This is a genomic window from Bradyrhizobium sp. LTSP849, assembly GCF_000938255.1.
Classification (GTDB): domain Bacteria; phylum Pseudomonadota; class Alphaproteobacteria; order Rhizobiales; family Xanthobacteraceae; genus Bradyrhizobium.
The window spans coordinates 23,566-38,703 of sequence record NZ_JYMR01000005.1 but is presented as its reverse complement, the minus strand read 5'-3'; the positions used below and the strand labels follow the sequence as shown (position 1 = coordinate 38,703).

16 protein-coding genes are annotated in these 15,138 nt (G+C 62.9%); 12 read left to right on the top strand and 4 right to left on the bottom strand.

Features of this window, described 5'->3' with window-relative positions:
• Nucleotides 1-51: 51 nt before the first annotated feature.
• The gene (locus UB31_RS04685) at nucleotides 52-822 is read right to left on the bottom strand and encodes a methyltransferase domain-containing protein (protein ID WP_045002871.1); all 771 of its coding nucleotides are present in this window, start codon (nucleotides 820-822) and stop codon (nucleotides 52-54) included.
• A 155-nt stretch (nucleotides 823-977) separates the two neighbouring features.
• Between UB31_RS04685 and UB31_RS04680 the strand changes: the two genes are divergently transcribed.
• Both UB31_RS04680 and arr read left to right on the top strand, forming a co-directional pair.
• Nucleotides 978-1,721, top strand: a complete 744-nt coding sequence (locus UB31_RS04680; RefSeq protein WP_045002872.1) for an SDR family NAD(P)-dependent oxidoreductase — start codon at nucleotides 978-980, stop codon at nucleotides 1,719-1,721.
• A gap of 202 nt (nucleotides 1,722-1,923) precedes the next feature.
• Nucleotides 1,924-2,337, top strand: coding sequence for an NAD(+)--rifampin ADP-ribosyltransferase (gene arr, locus UB31_RS04675; RefSeq protein ID WP_045002873.1), 414 nt, complete (start codon nucleotides 1,924-1,926; stop codon nucleotides 2,335-2,337).
• Between the two features lie 45 nt (nucleotides 2,338-2,382).
• Here the strand turns inward: arr and UB31_RS04670 are convergent, their stop codons facing one another.
• The gene (locus UB31_RS04670) at nucleotides 2,383-2,787 is read right to left on the bottom strand and encodes a PaaI family thioesterase (protein ID WP_045002874.1); all 405 of its coding nucleotides are present in this window, start codon (nucleotides 2,785-2,787) and stop codon (nucleotides 2,383-2,385) included.
• 165 nt (nucleotides 2,788-2,952) lie between these two features.
• Nucleotides 2,953-3,915, bottom strand: a complete 963-nt coding sequence (locus tag UB31_RS04665) for a LysR family transcriptional regulator (RefSeq protein ID WP_045002875.1) — start codon at nucleotides 3,913-3,915, stop codon at nucleotides 2,953-2,955.
• 115 nt (nucleotides 3,916-4,030) lie between these two features.
• On the opposite strand from UB31_RS04665, the gene UB31_RS04660 reads away from it, so the two are divergent.
• From UB31_RS04660 to UB31_RS04650, 3 genes are all read left to right on the top strand, one after another.
• Nucleotides 4,031-5,011: a Bug family tripartite tricarboxylate transporter substrate binding protein gene (locus tag UB31_RS04660; protein WP_045003047.1), complete on the top strand. Its 981-nt coding sequence runs from the start codon at nucleotides 4,031-4,033 to the stop codon at nucleotides 5,009-5,011.
• Complete coding sequence (locus UB31_RS04655; RefSeq protein WP_045010003.1) at nucleotides 5,011-5,619, top strand: dioxygenase family protein; 609 nt, start codon at nucleotides 5,011-5,013, stop codon at nucleotides 5,617-5,619. Before UB31_RS04660 ends, UB31_RS04655 begins: the two co-directional genes overlap by 1 nt.
• Before the next feature lie 165 nt (nucleotides 5,620-5,784).
• Nucleotides 5,785-7,173: an MFS transporter gene (locus UB31_RS04650; protein ID WP_045002877.1), complete on the top strand. Its 1,389-nt coding sequence runs from the start codon at nucleotides 5,785-5,787 to the stop codon at nucleotides 7,171-7,173.
• Between the two features lie 5 nt (nucleotides 7,174-7,178).
• Here UB31_RS04650 and UB31_RS04645 read toward each other — a convergent pair whose 3' ends face one another.
• Nucleotides 7,179-8,801: a B12-binding domain-containing radical SAM protein gene (locus UB31_RS04645; protein ID WP_045002878.1), complete on the bottom strand. Its 1,623-nt coding sequence runs from the start codon at nucleotides 8,799-8,801 to the stop codon at nucleotides 7,179-7,181.
• 307 nt (nucleotides 8,802-9,108) lie between these two features.
• Here UB31_RS04645 and UB31_RS04640 point away from each other — a divergent pair, with 307 nt between their 5' ends.
• Genes UB31_RS04640 through soxA form a run of 7 tightly spaced genes read left to right on the top strand, consistent with a single transcriptional unit; the run spans nucleotide 9,109 to nucleotide 15,098 of the window.
• Complete coding sequence (locus UB31_RS04640; protein WP_045010002.1) at nucleotides 9,109-9,558, top strand: (2Fe-2S)-binding protein; 450 nt, start codon at nucleotides 9,109-9,111, stop codon at nucleotides 9,556-9,558.
• Between the two features lie 12 nt (nucleotides 9,559-9,570).
• Nucleotides 9,571-11,754: a xanthine dehydrogenase family protein molybdopterin-binding subunit gene (locus UB31_RS04635; protein WP_045002880.1), complete on the top strand. Its 2,184-nt coding sequence runs from the start codon at nucleotides 9,571-9,573 to the stop codon at nucleotides 11,752-11,754.
• A gap of 46 nt (nucleotides 11,755-11,800) precedes the next feature.
• Nucleotides 11,801-13,081 carry an NAD(P)/FAD-dependent oxidoreductase gene (locus UB31_RS04630; protein WP_197087204.1) on the top strand — a complete coding sequence of 427 codons (1,281 nt, stop codon included), beginning with the start codon at nucleotides 11,801-11,803 and terminating at the stop codon, nucleotides 13,079-13,081.
• Nucleotides 13,074-13,526: a sulfur oxidation c-type cytochrome SoxX gene (soxX, locus tag UB31_RS04625; RefSeq protein ID WP_045002881.1), complete on the top strand. Its 453-nt coding sequence runs from the start codon at nucleotides 13,074-13,076 to the stop codon at nucleotides 13,524-13,526. The genes UB31_RS04630 and soxX overlap by 8 nt, the downstream gene beginning before the upstream one ends.
• A gap of 8 nt (nucleotides 13,527-13,534) precedes the next feature.
• Nucleotides 13,535-14,002, top strand: a complete 468-nt coding sequence (locus UB31_RS04620) for a SoxY-related AACIE arm protein (RefSeq protein ID WP_045002882.1) — start codon at nucleotides 13,535-13,537, stop codon at nucleotides 14,000-14,002.
• Nucleotides 14,002-14,322 (top strand): thiosulfate oxidation carrier complex protein SoxZ, encoded by a 321-nt coding sequence (gene soxZ / locus UB31_RS04615; RefSeq protein ID WP_045002883.1) that lies wholly within the window; start codon nucleotides 14,002-14,004, stop codon nucleotides 14,320-14,322. Before UB31_RS04620 ends, soxZ begins: the two co-directional genes overlap by 1 nt.
• Complete coding sequence (gene soxA / locus UB31_RS04610) at nucleotides 14,319-15,098, top strand: sulfur oxidation c-type cytochrome SoxA (protein ID WP_045002884.1); 780 nt, start codon at nucleotides 14,319-14,321, stop codon at nucleotides 15,096-15,098. The genes soxZ and soxA overlap by 4 nt, the downstream gene beginning before the upstream one ends.
• Nucleotides 15,099-15,138: the final 40 nt, after the last annotated feature.

Below are 15,138 nucleotides of genomic sequence, written 5' to 3'. Positions count from 1 at the left end.
CCCGCACCTTCCTGAGGAAGCGAGCGCTTATGTCGCATCGCGGCGGCGCAATTAACCTTTGCGCTGGGCGACCATGAAGAGGCGCCGGAACGGGAACAGCGTCTGCCCCGCGGCATTCTTCGGATAGGCCTTTGCGACGCGCTCCCCATAGGCCGCTTCGAACGCGGCCTTCTCGTCGCCCTGGAGCACGTCGAGATAGCGCGTCAGCCAGGTGCCCTTGGTCCATTCCTTCACGGGGTTCTCGCCTTCGAGCACCTGGAGATATTCGGTCTCCCAGATGTCGATGTTTTGCGACAGCGGCGCGAGCACATCGTGATAGAAGGCCGGCCCCTCGACCGGCGGTGGCGTGACGAGATGTTCGACCTTGGACCGCCACGGACCGTTCAGGGCGGTCTCGCCGATCAGCACATGCGAAGGGGCCAGGAAGTTGCGCGGCATCTGCACCGCGAGCATGCCGCCGGGCGTGACCTTCTCCATCACCGACGGGAAGAGTGCCGCATGATTGGGCAGCCAGTGCAGTGCGGCATTGGAATAGACCAAATCATATCGCTTGGCCGGACGCCAATGACCGAGGTCTTCGTGCGACCATTGCACGTCCGGCGCCGCCTTCCGCCCCGCGGCGACCATCTCGGCGGAGCCCTCGACGCCGGTCACCGCCGCATCCGGCCAGCGCTCCTTGATCAGCTTTGTCACGTTGCCGGCCCCTGCCCCGAGATCGGCAATCTCGCTTGGGGCAAAATCCGGAATCCGCATCAACAGGTCGACCGCGGGCCGAAGCCGGTGGCCGGAGAACTTGAGGTATTGCTGCGGGTCCCAGACCATCGTTCAACGCCTTTTCTTTTTCGTGTTTCCTTCACTGTCTCTCTTGGTTACCACTGCTCGTCCCCGTCGGGCAAATCACGCTGACCGGGACCGGGCAGGAAAACGAACACCAAACGAACAGCAATAAGCAAAAGCAAACAAGAGAGCGTGTGACCATGGACCTCGGGCTCAAATCGAAAACCGCTGTTGTCACCGGAGCCAGCATCGGCATCGGCCGCGCCATCGCCAAGGGCCTAGCTGCCGAAGGCGTGCGCGTGGTCGGCGTGGCGCGGCGGACCGACCTCCTCGCGCAATTGGTGCAGGAAGTCGGTGGCGGGTTGATCACGCCGTTCGAGCAGGACGTGATGGCCAAGGATGCAGCTGAGAACATCGCCGCCTTCGCGCTGAAAGAGCTCGGCCATGTCGACATCCTCATCAACAATGCCGGCGGCAGCCGTCCGCTGCCGGTCGATGCGCCCGACAGCAAATGGGACGAGGCGATCGCGCTGAATTTTACCAGCTACCGCCGCATCGCGCACGCGCTGCTGCCGCAGATGATCGAACGCAAATGGGGCCGCATCGTCAACATCACCGGCAAGTCCGAGCCGGAAGGCCTCAACGCCGCCTTCGCCGCGAAAGCCGCCGTGCACGCCTGGGCCAAGGGACTGTCGCGCGAGATCGGCGAGCACGGCATCACCATCAACTGCATCCCGCCCGGCCGCATCATGAGCGAACAGATTCGCCGCAACTATCCGCCGGAGTACCGCGAGCGGTTTGCGGAAGAGGAAATCCCGGTCGGCTATTGGGGCGAGCCGGAGGATCTGGCGGCACTCGCGGTGTTTTTGGCGTCGCCGGTGGCGCGGTACATCACGGGGACAGTGATCCCCGTGGATGGGGGGTTGCGGAGGTATCAGTTTTAGGGGGCTCGCTCGCCGTCGGACTGCCCGTTTCGCGGGGCGAAATGTCGGAATGATCTCTCGCGGCATCCGCATCGTCATTGCGAGCGCAGCGAAGCAATCCAGAGCCTTTTCGCGGAGACAATCTGGATTGCTTCGCTGCGCTCGCAATGACGGAGTGCATATGCGACATCCTTGCCGCTGCTAACGATTCCAGGATCGTCTTATGTCATCTGCCGCAACCACGTTCGCGCAATCCTTCTTCCACGGCACACGGGCCGATTTGAAACCCGGCGACCTTATTGTCGTCGGCCACCCATCCAACTTCACCGATGTGAAGCCGCTGTCCTGGGTTTATTTCGCGGCCACGCTGGATGCGGCGATCTGGGGCGCCGAGCTGGCCGTAGGTACCGCACGCGGACGAATCTACGTCGTCGAGCCGACCGGGCCGATCATGGACGATCCGAACGTGACCGATAAGAAGTTTCCCGGAAATCCGACGCTGTCCTATCGCTCCCGCGATCCGTTGCGGGTCATTGCCGAAGTGACGCAGTGGCAAGGCCATGCGCCTGAACGGCTGCAACAGATGAAAGACAATGTCGCCCGCCTGAAGGCGGAGGGCGGCAACATCATCGATTAAGGCATGATCCGGGAGAGTGCGCGGCGGTTTTCCGACCTAAACCTGCTAACGATCAAGTGGCACCAGCAACGTCTCGCCGGTGGCAACCAGCGTCCTGCCGCCCTTCTCGTCCTCGGAAAAGAGTTCGGCTTTTGCAAAAATCTGCCTGCGGCCGGCTCGGACCGTAATTCCCTTCGCGACAAATCGCCGGCCGACGGCCGGCTTGATACAATTCATGGAAAAATGAGATGCGGTCACACCGCCAGCTACGGTGACGACTGCGAAACCGCACGCGGTATCCAATAGGGCGGCGATCATTCCCGCATGAAGATGACCAGCATATTGTGTCAGATCATCGTTCCATTGCATGACGAGTTCAGCCGTTCCGTTTGCTGCGGTCGTGACCTCGAATCCGGCTAAACGATTCAGCCGGGCGGAAGCATTTAGCGCGACAACATCCTGAAAACTCATTCCCGAACTCGTCACCGTGCCCCCCAATTTGGTGTAACGATGACCGCTTAGCACGTGTCTGGCAGCAGGCACCTGCCAACAAAGTTTTAATCAACGCCTCAGCGTGTGTTTAAAACGCCCCGTCAGGAGCAGCCGCACGGGAGCCTGCAACGATCAGTTTCAATTTCATCGATTGGACCGGGCGTTTCGCTTGCCTGCGAGCGGCTTCGCCACCTCTCGAGCGCACGCGACGAACAGGCGCTGAGCAGGGTTTGGCGTTCTGCCCTTGAGCGCAATAATTCCGACCGGCCACATCTGAATGGGCATTTCGACGGGTAAGACCTTCATCGACAGCCGCTTCGCGCTGAAGTGCAACATCGATGCCGGAAGAAAACTCAGGAAACGTTCCGACGACAGCAACGCCGACTGCATAAGGATCGAATACACGGTCACGCTGGCACGTGGCACCTCCAATCCGCAGGCGTGAAATGCGTGGGCAATCCAGCCGCCCGGAAAACTTTCGCGGGGTGGCAGGCACCAACACTCGTTGACCAGCTCGTCGAGGCGGATCTTGCGCCGGCGCACCCACGGACTGTTCAAGCCTGCAACAACGACACCGCTTTCGTGCAAAAGCACTTCCACATCGGTATCGGCCGCCGGCGTTGGGCCCGGTAGACGCCCGATCATCAGGTCTATGTCGTGATTGCGCAGATGGCGATCCTGCAGTTCCGGCGGCTCGCCCTCGATGATGTGAAGCGCAAGTCTCGGATATTGCCGGGACAGCCGGTCAATAATCGCGGGGAGTAATCCAGCCATCACGGGCTCGGTGCTGCCAATGCGCAATTCACCCATCGCGGGATCGGCGAGCGATTGCAGCTCGTCAACACCGCTCCGCAAATCGTTGCACAACGCAATGCTACGCTTGAGCAAGGCCTTGCCATAAAGCGTCGGCTCAACGCCGAGCCGGCTGCGCTCCAGAAGCGGAAGACCGAGCGTTTGCTCGAGGCTCGCGATCATCTTGGATATAACGGGCTGCGAAATGGCCAGGTGCTCGGCCGCTTTCGCCATGCTCCCGTGTTCCACGACGGCGATAAACACGCTCAGCTGCCGCAGCTTGATCCGACGGCTGATCTGGGATGCATCGAGCATGCGACCCCTTTCTGAAATGGAATAGAAGCATCGGAAAATAGAACTTTTCTTATATAGCTCCGCCGGACAAGCTGCAATCCGCCTTAACCTCCACTGCATAGCGTTGGAGCAGCCCATGTCGAAGATTTATCTTCCTCGCCGCACCTTCCTGCTCGGAAGCCTCGCGGGATTGTTGCTGCCCGGCAAGGTCGCCGCGCAACCCTATCCGTCCAATCTCATACGGATTGTCGTCCCTACCAGTGCGGGTACACCGCCTGATATTATCAGCCGCCTGATCGCGGACGGGCTCGCGGTCAATGAAGGCTGGCGGCTTGTGGTGGAAGATCGCCCAGGCGCACTGCAGACTATCGCCATGAACGACGTGAGCGGGCATCCCGCGGACGGTTATACCCTGCTGACCATGAGTCTTCCGATGACGGTCACGCCGTCCCTGCTTCCGAAGACGGAAATACGGCCGGATGTTGATTTCGATCCCGTGATCAAGATATCGAAGTCCTACACCGTACTCGTTACAACACCTTCCTTGCCGGTCGAATCGCTGTCCGATCTGGTGGCGCTGCTCAAGAGCAAGCCGGGAACGCTCAACTTCTCTTCCGCCGGCTTCGGCACCCCCTCGCATCTGATCGGCGAACTGTTTGCATTGCAGGCAGGCGTGCACGCGACCCACGTGCCTTACCAACAGTTTTCTCAAGCAATCGCCGATCTGATCGGCGGCAACGTACAGTACATGTTTGTTACCACGCTTCCCGTTATTGACCTCATCGCGACCGGCAAGTTGCGCGCGCTTGCCGTCACCGCTCCTACCCGGATCGCTGCCTTGAGGGACGTTCCCACCGTGATCGAGGCTGGCCTTCCCGACCTGGTGACAGCCGATTGGATCGGCTTAGCCGCCAAACGTGGGACGTCCGCAGAGATAACGTCGCAACTCAACAAGGCAATCAACAAGGTCCTGGCCGAACCAAAAATCGGCGCTTCGCTCAACAAAATAGGAGCGGTAGCAGTGGGCGGCACCGCTGCGGAATTTGGAGAAGGAATTCGGACCGACATCGCCCACTGGGCCAAGGTCGTCAAGGATGCGGATATCAAGCTACCCTGATGGGCCAGACCACATCCAAAACCCAGACGGGTGGCCCCGAGGCGGCCGCATTGGCGATCACGCCGCCGCAGATTGTCGGCCCGTTCTATCCAGTCTCGGAGCGCCCCGATCTGGCAAACGATCTGACGCGTCCAAACGGCAGCACCGCTGAGGCGCAGGGTCAGCTCATCCATGTCCGGGGACGTGTGCTCAACCGTTCTGGAGCGCCGGTGCCGCATGCACGCATCGACATCTGGCAAGCCAACGCTGCGGGGAAATATCGTCATCCGAGTGATACCAATCCGGCGCCGCTCGATCCCAATTTCAAGGGCTTCGCGCGTCTCACAACGGATGCGTCCGGGCACTACAGCTTTCGTACGATCAAACCGGGCCGCTACCCGACACCAGAAGACGACGTCCGGCCGCCGCACATTCACCTCACCATTGAGGGGCAGTTCGATTGCTTGGTGACCCAGCTGTATTTCGCAGGCGAAGGAGACAACGCCACCGACCGCTGGCTTAATGCGGCCCCGCATCCGGAACGGTTGATCGTTACCCTGCAACCCCTTTCGCACTTGGAAAAGCACGAGTTGGTCGCGCAATTTGACATCGTTCTGGCTAACGGGTGATCGGCGGTTTCAGCTGTCGGTCAAAGGGCAAAATGGCGGGCACGACAACAGCGCCTGACCTTCGCGCATACACAGCATGCAAGCATATGCCTGTGGAAGCAGCTCCAGCCGTAGTACATGCCGGAAAGACCATTTGGGCCATGCTGTCGGAGAACGCGCAAGGCAATGACAATCACGTTACCTGCCGCTGCGCGCGAGCCCGATCACCCCGTTGCCGATGGCCTGCCGGCGGAACGGCGGCGCTGGGCGATTGCCGCGATCTTTACCGCGCTGGCGATGGCCTCGCTCGACACCGCGATCGCCAACATCGCGCTGCCCGCCATTGCCGCCGATCTCCATGTCAGCCCGGAGCAGTCGGTGTGGGTGGTCAACGTCTATCAGATCGCGCTGGTGGCAACGCTGCTGCCGCTCGGCGCGCTTGGCGAGATCGTCGGGCACCAGCGCATCTATCTCGGCGGCTTGATCCTGTTCACCATCGCCTCGCTGCTCTGCGCGGTGGCGTGGTCACTGGACAGCCTGCTGGTCGCGCGCACGCTGCAAGGCCTCGGCGCAAGCGGCATCATGAGCGTCAACACCGCGCTGGTGCGCTTCGTCTATCCCGGCCGGATGCAGGGCCGCGGCTTCGGCCACAATGCAATGGTGGTCGCAACCGCCTTCACGCTCGGACCGTCGATCGCCTCCGCGATCCTGGCGGTCGGGCCGTGGCCGTGGCTGTTCGCCGTCAACATCCCCTTCGGCCTTGTCGCAATCGGCATCGGCTTTGCGATGCTGCCGAAGACGCCGCGGGCCGATCACAGCTTTGATTTTCTCGGCGCGGCCCTGGCCTCCGCCTGCCTCGGCCTGTTCATCACGGGGATCGGCAGCGCCGCGCATAACCTCTCGCCGGCGCTGGTTGCGGTCGAGCTGGTCACGGCGCTCGTGCTCGGCTTTATCCTGATGCGCCGTCATGCCGATCATCCGGCGCCGATGCTGCCGATCGACCTGTTCGCCCGGCCGATGTTCGCGCTGTCGGCGGCGACTGCGGTCTGCTCCTTCGTGGTCCAGGGCCTCGCCTTCGTCTCGCTGCCGTTCTATTTCGAGGACGTGCTCGGCCGTTCGCAGGTCGAGACCGGCTTCTTCATGACGCCATGGCCGCTGGTGGTCGGCATCATGGCGCCGATCGCCGGCCGCCTGTCCGACCGCCACGCCGTCGGCCTGCTCGGCGGCATCGGGCTCGTGCTGCTCGGGATCGGCATGGCGCTGCTCGCGTTGCTTCCGGCCAATCCCGCCATTCCCGACATCATCTGGCGGATGGCGATCTGCGGCATGGGCTTTGGCTTCTTCCAGGCGCCCAACATGAAGGCTGTGATGGGAAGCGCGCCGCCGCATCGCAGCGGTAGCGCCTCGGGCATCGTCGCGACCGCGCGTCTGACCGGACAGACGACCGGTGCGGCGCTCGCTGCGGCCTGCTTTGCCATGGCCGGTCACAACGGCGCCACCGTCGCGCTGGCGCTCGGCGCAGGCTTTGCCGCGCTCGGCAGCGTGATGAGCTTTTTGCGACTCGCGGTGAAGTAGGACGGTCAGGCCAGATGCTGAGCCGCCGTCGCGTCTGCGATCGCCGCGGGGATGATTGGCTGCTCGTCATCCAACTCGGCCAAACGCACATCGATGGCATCGATGACCTTGCGCGAGAACGGCCCGAGATGCGCATAGGCCGCGATCATCTGCACGGCGATACGCGCCGATGACGTGTCGCGCTTGGCGCAATTCATGAACGTCTGCCAGAGCGGTCCGCGCGCCTCGGGGATCGCGGTGACCACACGGTGCACGGTCTCCATTGCGCCGACCCGGGCGCGGATGTCGCCTTCGGCGAGCTCATGGCGCTGCCTGGAACGGTCGAGCAGCGTCATCAACTTGTCGACGCGGCCCGCATAGGCGGCCGGGCTGTAGACGCGCTCCAGCACGGTTTTGTAGTCCATCAGGATATCGCGCAGCGGCCGCACTGGATCGAAATTGATGCCGCCCGTGCATTGATCGCCGCCTGTCGTCGACGCCAGATCGTGATCCGCGTGCAGCCGGCCCTCCTTCTCCAGGCGACGCGTGAGCTGGGTGTTCGGCAACGCATAGAGCAGGCCGACCATGGCGACCGGGATGGCGGCCTCCTCGATGAAATCGACCATGGCCTCCGCCATCGAGACTTTCTCGGTGTCGAAGCCGACGATGAAGCCCGCGGTGACGAGCATGCCGGCGGCGTAGATCTTGTGAATGCTCTCGGCGATGTTGCGTCGCGTGTTCTGCTTCTTCCGCATCGCGACCAGGGTTGCGGGATCCGGACTTTCGATGCCGACGAAGACGGCGAAAAAATTGGCCGCACCCATCAGATCCAGCAGTTCGGGATCGTCGGCGAGATTGACCGAAGCCTCAGTGGACAATTCGAAGGGATAGCCGTGGACGCGCTGCCATTCGGCGAGCTGCGGCAGGAACAGGCGGAGCGACTTCTTGTTGCCGATGAAATTATCGTCGACGAAATCGAGGTGACCGCGATAGCCCATCTGGTAGAGCTTCTCGAGCTCGACCAGCATCTGCTCGTTCGTCTTGGTCCGCGGCACACGGCCGTAGAGCTCGATGATGTCACAGAACTCGCAGGTGAACGGACAGCCGCGCGAATACTGCACACCGAGGTAGAGGTAGTCTTCGAATTTGAGCAGGTCGAAACGCGGCACCGGCGTCGTGGTGACGTCGGCCTGGAATTTCGGCGCGGTGAAAACGCCGGAACGTGCGCCGCTATCCCAGGCAGCAATGAACTCGTCGAGGATGCTCTCGGCCTCGCCGAGCACCTGAAAGTCCGCGCTAGCGTAAACGTGCGGGCTCGACGTCGGATCAGGACCGCCGACCACCACCGGCTTGCCCGCCGCGCGGCACAGCTCGATCAGGCGTAAAGTGTCGGCTTGCTGCGGCAGCATCCCGCCGGTGAAGACGACGTCGGCCCAGGCGAGATCGTCGCGGCCGAAGGTCTGCGTGTTGCAGTCGATGAGCCGGACCGTCCAACTCTCGGGCAACATTGCGGCAACGGTGATCAGGCCCAAGGGAGCAGCCGGGCGCTTGACGCCCATCAGCTGGCAGGACTCGCCAAAGCTCCAGAACGACTCGGCGGTGAAGAGCGGATAGAGCATCAACACGTTGCAAGAGCGCGGTACGTTCATGGAACCCCTTTTGCTTCGCGCCAGTGTAACAGAGCGCATCCGTCTTGCATCCCTGTAAAAGGGACAAACTGTCGCCGCCCCTCGTCGCCCGAGGCCGCACCTCTGGCGTTCAGGGAGGCGGCGTTTTGGGGCATGGGCGGGTATCTCCTGCGGGGAGGACAAAACACCGCCCGGTCCGTAATCTTCCCGCGACCTACAGAATCTTCTGCCGCCAGCCCTCAGACTCTTGATTTGAACAGTTCCAATTTGCCGGACACATTGCGCCCTGAGGCCAGTCGATGGATTGGGCCAATCAGGGGACTTTGCGATGGCAAACCTAACAATAAACGGAAAATCACTCACGCTCGATGTCGAGCCGGATACCCCGCTGCTCTGGGCGATCCGCGAGAATGCCGGGCTGACCGGCACCAAATATGGCTGCGGCATCGCACAATGCGGCGCCTGCACCGTTCACATGGACGGTGTCGCCACCCGCTCCTGCGGGATCTCGGTCGCCGAGGCCGAAGGCAAGAAGATCACCACGATCGAGGGGCTGGGGGCCGGCAGCACGCTGCACAAGGTGCAGGAGGCCTGGATCGCCCAGGATGTTCCGCAATGCGGCTATTGCCAAAGCGGCATGATCATGGCGGTGGCAGCGCTCCTCAACGATAATCCGAAACCGACCGACGCCGACATCGACGAGGCCATCACCAATATCTGCCGCTGCGGCACCTTCCAACAGGTGCGCGAAGCGATCCACACGATCGCAAGCGCGTAAGGAGCCGCCAACATGAACAAGCATGTTTCACCCCGAATGAATCGCCGCGCCTTCGTCATCGGCAGCACCGCGCTCGGCGCCGGCCTGGCCATCGGCCTCGATATTCCCTTCGGCGGCCCCGCCGTGGTGCGCGCGGCCGACGGCTCGCCCGAAATCAATGCCTGGGTCGTGATCAAGCCCGACGACACCGTCGTGATCCGCGTCGCCCGCTCCGAGATGGGCCAGGGCTCGCTGACCGGCCTTGCCCAGCTCGTCGCCGAGGAACTCGAATGCGACTGGACCAAGGTCACGACCGAATTCCCCTCGCCCGGCCAGAGCGTGGCCCGCAAGCGCGTCTGGGGCGATTTCTCGACCGGCGGCAGCCGCGGCATCCGCACCTCGCAAGACTACGTCCGCAAGGGCGGCGCCACCGCGCGCATGATGCTGATCCAGGCCGCGGCCAACGACTGGAAGGTGCCGGCATCGGAATGCACGGCCGCCAACAGCGTCATCACCCATAGCCCGTCGGGCAAGACCACGACCTACGGCAAGGTCGCTGAGGCCGCCGCGAAGCTGACGCCACCGGCCGATGTCAAGCTGAAGGACCCAAAAGACTGGAAGCTGATTGGCAAGGGCGTCAAGCGGCTCGACACGCCGGACAAGGTCGTCGGTGCCACCGTCTACGGCATCGACGTCAAGCTGCCCGGCATGCTCAACGCCGCGATCAAGGATTGCCCGGTCACCGGCGGCAAGCTGAAGAGCTATGACGAAGCCAAGATCGCCGGCATGAAGGGCGTGAAGAAGGTCGTGAAGGTCGGCGACAGCGCGGTCGCGGTCGTGGCCGACACCTTCTGGCACGCCAAGACCGCGCTCGATGCGCTGCCGATCGTCTGGGACGAAGGCGAGAACAAGAAGGTCTCCAGCGCCTCCATCGCAAAATGGCTGGCGGAAGGCCTCGACGGCGGCCAAGCCTATGTCGGCAATTCCAACGGGGATGTGAAGACGGCGCTCGCGGGCGCGGCGAAGACGGTCGAAGCCGTCTACAACTATCCCTACCAGAACCACGCCACCATGGAGCCGATGAACGCGACTGCGCTCTACACCGCCGACAAGTGCGAGGTCTGGTGCGGCACGCAGAATGGTGAGGCAGCGTTTGCCGCGGTCCTTGAGGCTTCCGAACTGCCTGCTGACAAATGCGACGTGCATAAGCTCATGCTTGGCGGCGGCTTCGGAAGACGCGGCCAGACCGATTATGTGCGCCAGGCTGTGCTGATCGCCAAGCAGATGCCGGGCACACCGATCAAGCTGTTATGGACTCGTGAGGAGGACATGACGCATGGCCGCTATCATCCCATTACGCAATGCAAGATGACCGCGGGCTTCGACGCCGACAACAATCTGACGGCGCTCCACATGCGGATCTCCGGTCAATCGATCCAGTTCACGCTCCGACCAGATGGCCTGGTCAACGGCATGGATCCCTCGACCTTCCAGGGCCTCGCGCCCAAGGGCGATGCATCGTTCGGCTACTCGGTGCCCAATCTCCTGATCGATCACTCGATGCGCAACCCGCACATCATCCCGGGCTTCTGGCGCGGCGTGAACGTCAATCACAACGCTCTCTATGTCGAATGCTTCATGGATGAGCTGGCTCATGCGGTGAATCAGGATCCGCTCGAGTTTCGGCGCAAGTTGATGAAGAACAACCCCAAAAATCTTGCGGTGCTCGAGGCCGTCGCCGAAAAGGTCGGATGGGGCAAGCCGGCCCCGGAAGGGGTATATCGCGGCCTCGCTCACTTCATGGGCTTCGGCAGCTATGTTGCGGCGGCAGCCGAAATCTCTGTGACCGACGGGACCAAGGTCAAGGTCCAGCGCATCATCGCGGCCACTGATCCCGGTTATGCCGTCAACCCGGCGCAGATCGATCGCCAGATCGCGGGCTCGTTCGTCTACGGGCTCAGCGGACTGTTCTTCGGCGGTTGCACGGTGAAGGACGGCGCTATCGAGCAAACCAACTTCGACACCTACGACTCCATGCGCATCGCGGCGATGCCGAAGGTGGAATCGATCGTGATGCCGAGTGGCGGTTTCTGGGGTGGAGTCGGCGAGCCGACCATCTGCGTTGCCGGACCTGCGGTGCTCAACGCCTATTTCGCGGCGACGGGCAAGCGCATCCGCTCGGTGCCGCTGCGCGACCAGAACATTACCCTCGTCTAAAAGACGAGTTGCGGCGGCGAGAAATTGCCGCCGCAACCACTTCCGGATGATCCTGATGACCACGCGCCCGGTGACACGGCGGAATGCGGTGCTCGGCATCGCGGCGGCCGCGACATTGGCGCGGCCGTCGATCTTGCGCGCGCAATCCACGGGCCGTGTCGTCGTGGTCGGTGGCGGTTTTGGCGGCGCAGCCTGCGCGCGCGCGCTGAAGCGTATGCAGGAGAACTTGCAAATCATCCTGATCGAGCCCAATGCGGTTTTCACCTCCTGCCCCCTGAGCAACGAGGTGATTGCGGGCCTGCGCAACATCGAAGCGCAGCAGTTTGGCTATGACAAGCTCGCCGCCGAGAGCGTCACCGTGATCGGCGAGACCGTAACCACGATCGAGCCGCAGCAGCGCAGCGTCGTGACGGCTGATGGCGTCGCGCTGCCCTACGACCGTCTCGTGCTCTCGCCCGGCATCGACTTTCACTTCGACGCCCTGCCCGGGTACGACGAAACCGCATCGAAAAAAATGCCGCACGCCTGGAAAGCCGGCGAACAGACGCTGCTGCTACGCACGCAATTGGAAGCGATGGACGATGGTGGCGTGGTGGCAATCGCGGTCCCCGCCAATCCCTCGCGCTGCCCGCCGGCACCTTACGAGCGCGCCAGCCTGATTGCGCATTACCTGAAGACGAAGAAGCCGCGCTCGAAAGTATTGATCCTCGACGCCAAGGACAATTTCTCGCAGCAGCGGCTGTTCGAGAAGGCGTGGAAGGAGCTCTACGGCGACATGATCGAGCGCGTGGCGCTGTCGCAGGGCGGCCGTGTCACCTCGGTCGATCCCTCGACCAAAACCATCATCACCGAATTCGGCAACTACACCCCAGATGTGGCCAATGTCATCCCGCCGCAGCGGGCCGGGCGCATCGCCGAAATCGCCGGAGCGGCCGACACGTCCGGCTGGTGTCCAATCGATCCCATGACCTTCGAGTCAAAACTCGTCCCCAATATCCACGTCATCGGCGACGCCTGTCTCGGCGGCGGCATTCCAAAATCGGCGTCAGCTGCGAGCGCGCAAGGCAAGGCTTGCGCCGCCGCAATCGTCAACCTGCTCGCGGGCGACGCGCCGGAGACACCGCGGCTCACCGGCGTGTGCTACAACACCGTCGCGCCCGGTTACGGCTTCTCACTCGCCGGCAACTACCAGCCCAGGGGCGATATCTTTGCCGAGGTCGAGGGCGGTGCGACGAGCCCGGTCGATGCGCCGCGCGAGCTGCGCGCCCGCGAGGCGGCCGAGGCGGAGCGCTGGTTTCAAACCATCACGGCGGAGACCTTTGGCTAGATCGACCGTCCATATCGCTGCGCTGATCGCCGCCAGTCTCGCGTTTGTCCCCGGCGCGAGAGCAGAGGGCCTCGTGCCCTACAAGATCATCAGTGACGGCATTCCGGAATCGCTCACGGGTTCGCCCGGCGATGCCGTGCGCGGACGCGCGCTGGTGCTGGCGCGGACGACGACCTGCATCCTCTGCCATTCTGGCCCCTTTCCCGAAACGCGGTTCCAGGGTGATCTCGCGCCTGATCTCACAGGCGCCGGGAACCGCTGGTCGGTGGGCCAGTTGCGGCTTCGGCTGGTAGATGCTTCGCACTTCAACCCTGAGACCATCATGCCGTCCTATTATCGCGCCGACGGGCTCGTTCGTGTCGGGCGCAATTTCGCCGGCAAACCGATACTATCGGCCACGGAGATCGAGGACATCGTGGCCTATCTTGCAACGCTTCGGGACTAGGACTGTTCATGCCAACCACGCGACGACAATTTTTGAGCCTCGCCGGCAGCGTTACAGCCGCCGGAGCAATCCCGATCGTCACGTTGCGTCCACTCAACGCGACGCCCGCGATGCTCAATACCGCCATTCGCAATGTCGTCGGCGAAGCCGCGATACGCACCGGCAAGGTCAAGATCGACATTCCGCCGCTGGTCGAGAACGGCAACACGGTGCCGATGACGATCAGTGTCGCAAGCCCGATGACGGCGGACGACTACGTCAAGAGCATCCACGTCTTCAACGAGAAGAACCCGCAGCCGAACATCGGCAATTTCTACTTCAACCCCTCCTCCGGCCGCGCCCAGGTCTCGACGCGGATCCGGCTTGCCGACACCCAGAAGGTGGTCGCCATCGCCCGCCTCTCCGACGACAGCTTCTGGCAGGTCACAGCCGACGTTGTCGTGACGCTCGCCGCCTGCACCGAGGAGGTGAACTGATGGCCGCAGCCCTCATCAACGTTCCCTCACGCGCAAAGCGCGGCGACATCATCGAGATCCGCACGCTGACCTCGCACATCATGGAGACCGGCTTTCGCCACACCATGGACGGCACACTGGTGCCGCGTGACATCATCACCAGCTTCACCTGCCGCTACAACGGCACCGAGATCTTCCGCGCCGACCTGTTTCCGGCGATCGCAGCCAATCCGTATTTGTCGTTCTTCACGATCGCGAAGGAAAGCGGCAAGTTTGAGTTCGAATGGATCGGCGACAACGGATATGCGTCCACCGCGTCGGCATCGATCACGGTCGAATGAGTTTTTGGCGCGCGATAGCGGTCGTGGCGTTTCTCGTCACGGTCCCCGGCCTGCTCGCCGGCGAAATTCCGTCCGATGCGCGACGCTCCGGCTATTCCTTCATGGGCCCCGAGACACGCGCCATCCAGGATGACGACACGTCCAACCCCGGCATGCTGTTCGTGCTCGACGGCGAGGCGCTGTGGGCGAAGAAGACCGGCAGCGCCGGGAAAGCCTGCGCGGACTGCCATGGTGATGCGCGCAACAGCATGAAGGGCATCGCAGCGCGCTATCCCGCCTTCGACAAGACGCTCGGCCGCCCCGTCACGCTCGACCAGCGTATCAATCTCTGCCGCGCAGATCATCAGCAGGCGACGCCGCTGCCCTACGAGAGCCGCGACCTCTTGGCGCTGTCCGCTTTCGTCGCCCAGCAGTCGCGCGGTGTCGCGATCACGGCCGGCGACGATCCTCAAGCAAAGCCTTTCGTCGAACAGGGCCGCAACCTCTTCATGCAGCGCGAGGGCCAGCTCAACCTGGCCTGCACCAATTGCCACGACGACAACTTTGACAAGCACCTCGCCGGCGCGCCGATCACGCAAGCACAGCCGACCGGCTATCCGCTCTATCGGCTGGAATGGCAGACGCTGGGATCGCTGGAGCGTCGCTTGCGCAGCTGCATGGCCGGTGTCCGCGCCCAGGCCTATGATTACGGCGCGCCCGAGCTGGTCGCGCTCGAGCTCTATCTGATGTCGCGGGCGCGCGGCATGCCGATGGAAACGCCGGCCGTGCGACCTTGATCCGCAGAGATTAGGGCTAGGCAGGCGCGGCACGGACGCT

Bases quoted from the DNA above. Each gene is read 5' to 3' on its own strand.
- UB31_RS04685 (WP_045002871.1), bottom strand. From the start codon at position 822: ATGGTCTGGGACCCGCAGCAATACCTCAAGTTCTCCGGCCACCGGCTT.
- UB31_RS04680 (WP_045002872.1), top strand. From the start codon at position 978: ATGGACCTCGGGCTCAAATCGAAAACCGCTGTTGTCACCGGAGCCAGC.
- arr (WP_045002873.1), top strand. From the start codon at position 1,924: ATGTCATCTGCCGCAACCACGTTCGCGCAATCCTTCTTCCACGGCACA.
- UB31_RS04670 (WP_045002874.1), bottom strand. From the start codon at position 2,787: ATGAGTTTTCAGGATGTTGTCGCGCTAAATGCTTCCGCCCGGCTGAAT.
- UB31_RS04665 (WP_045002875.1), bottom strand. From the start codon at position 3,915: ATGCTCGATGCATCCCAGATCAGCCGTCGGATCAAGCTGCGGCAGCTG.
- UB31_RS04660 (WP_045003047.1), top strand. From the start codon at position 4,031: ATGTCGAAGATTTATCTTCCTCGCCGCACCTTCCTGCTCGGAAGCCTC.
- UB31_RS04655 (WP_045010003.1), top strand. From the start codon at position 5,011: ATGGGCCAGACCACATCCAAAACCCAGACGGGTGGCCCCGAGGCGGCC.
- UB31_RS04650 (WP_045002877.1), top strand. From the start codon at position 5,785: ATGACAATCACGTTACCTGCCGCTGCGCGCGAGCCCGATCACCCCGTT.
- UB31_RS04645 (WP_045002878.1), bottom strand. From the start codon at position 8,801: ATGAACGTACCGCGCTCTTGCAACGTGTTGATGCTCTATCCGCTCTTC.
- UB31_RS04640 (WP_045010002.1), top strand. From the start codon at position 9,109: ATGGCAAACCTAACAATAAACGGAAAATCACTCACGCTCGATGTCGAG.
- UB31_RS04635 (WP_045002880.1), top strand. From the start codon at position 9,571: ATGAACAAGCATGTTTCACCCCGAATGAATCGCCGCGCCTTCGTCATC.
- UB31_RS04630 (WP_197087204.1), top strand. From the start codon at position 11,801: ATGATCCTGATGACCACGCGCCCGGTGACACGGCGGAATGCGGTGCTC.
- UB31_RS04620 (WP_045002882.1), top strand. From the start codon at position 13,535: ATGCCAACCACGCGACGACAATTTTTGAGCCTCGCCGGCAGCGTTACA.
- soxZ (WP_045002883.1), top strand. From the start codon at position 14,002: ATGGCCGCAGCCCTCATCAACGTTCCCTCACGCGCAAAGCGCGGCGAC.
- soxA (WP_045002884.1), top strand. From the start codon at position 14,319: ATGAGTTTTTGGCGCGCGATAGCGGTCGTGGCGTTTCTCGTCACGGTC.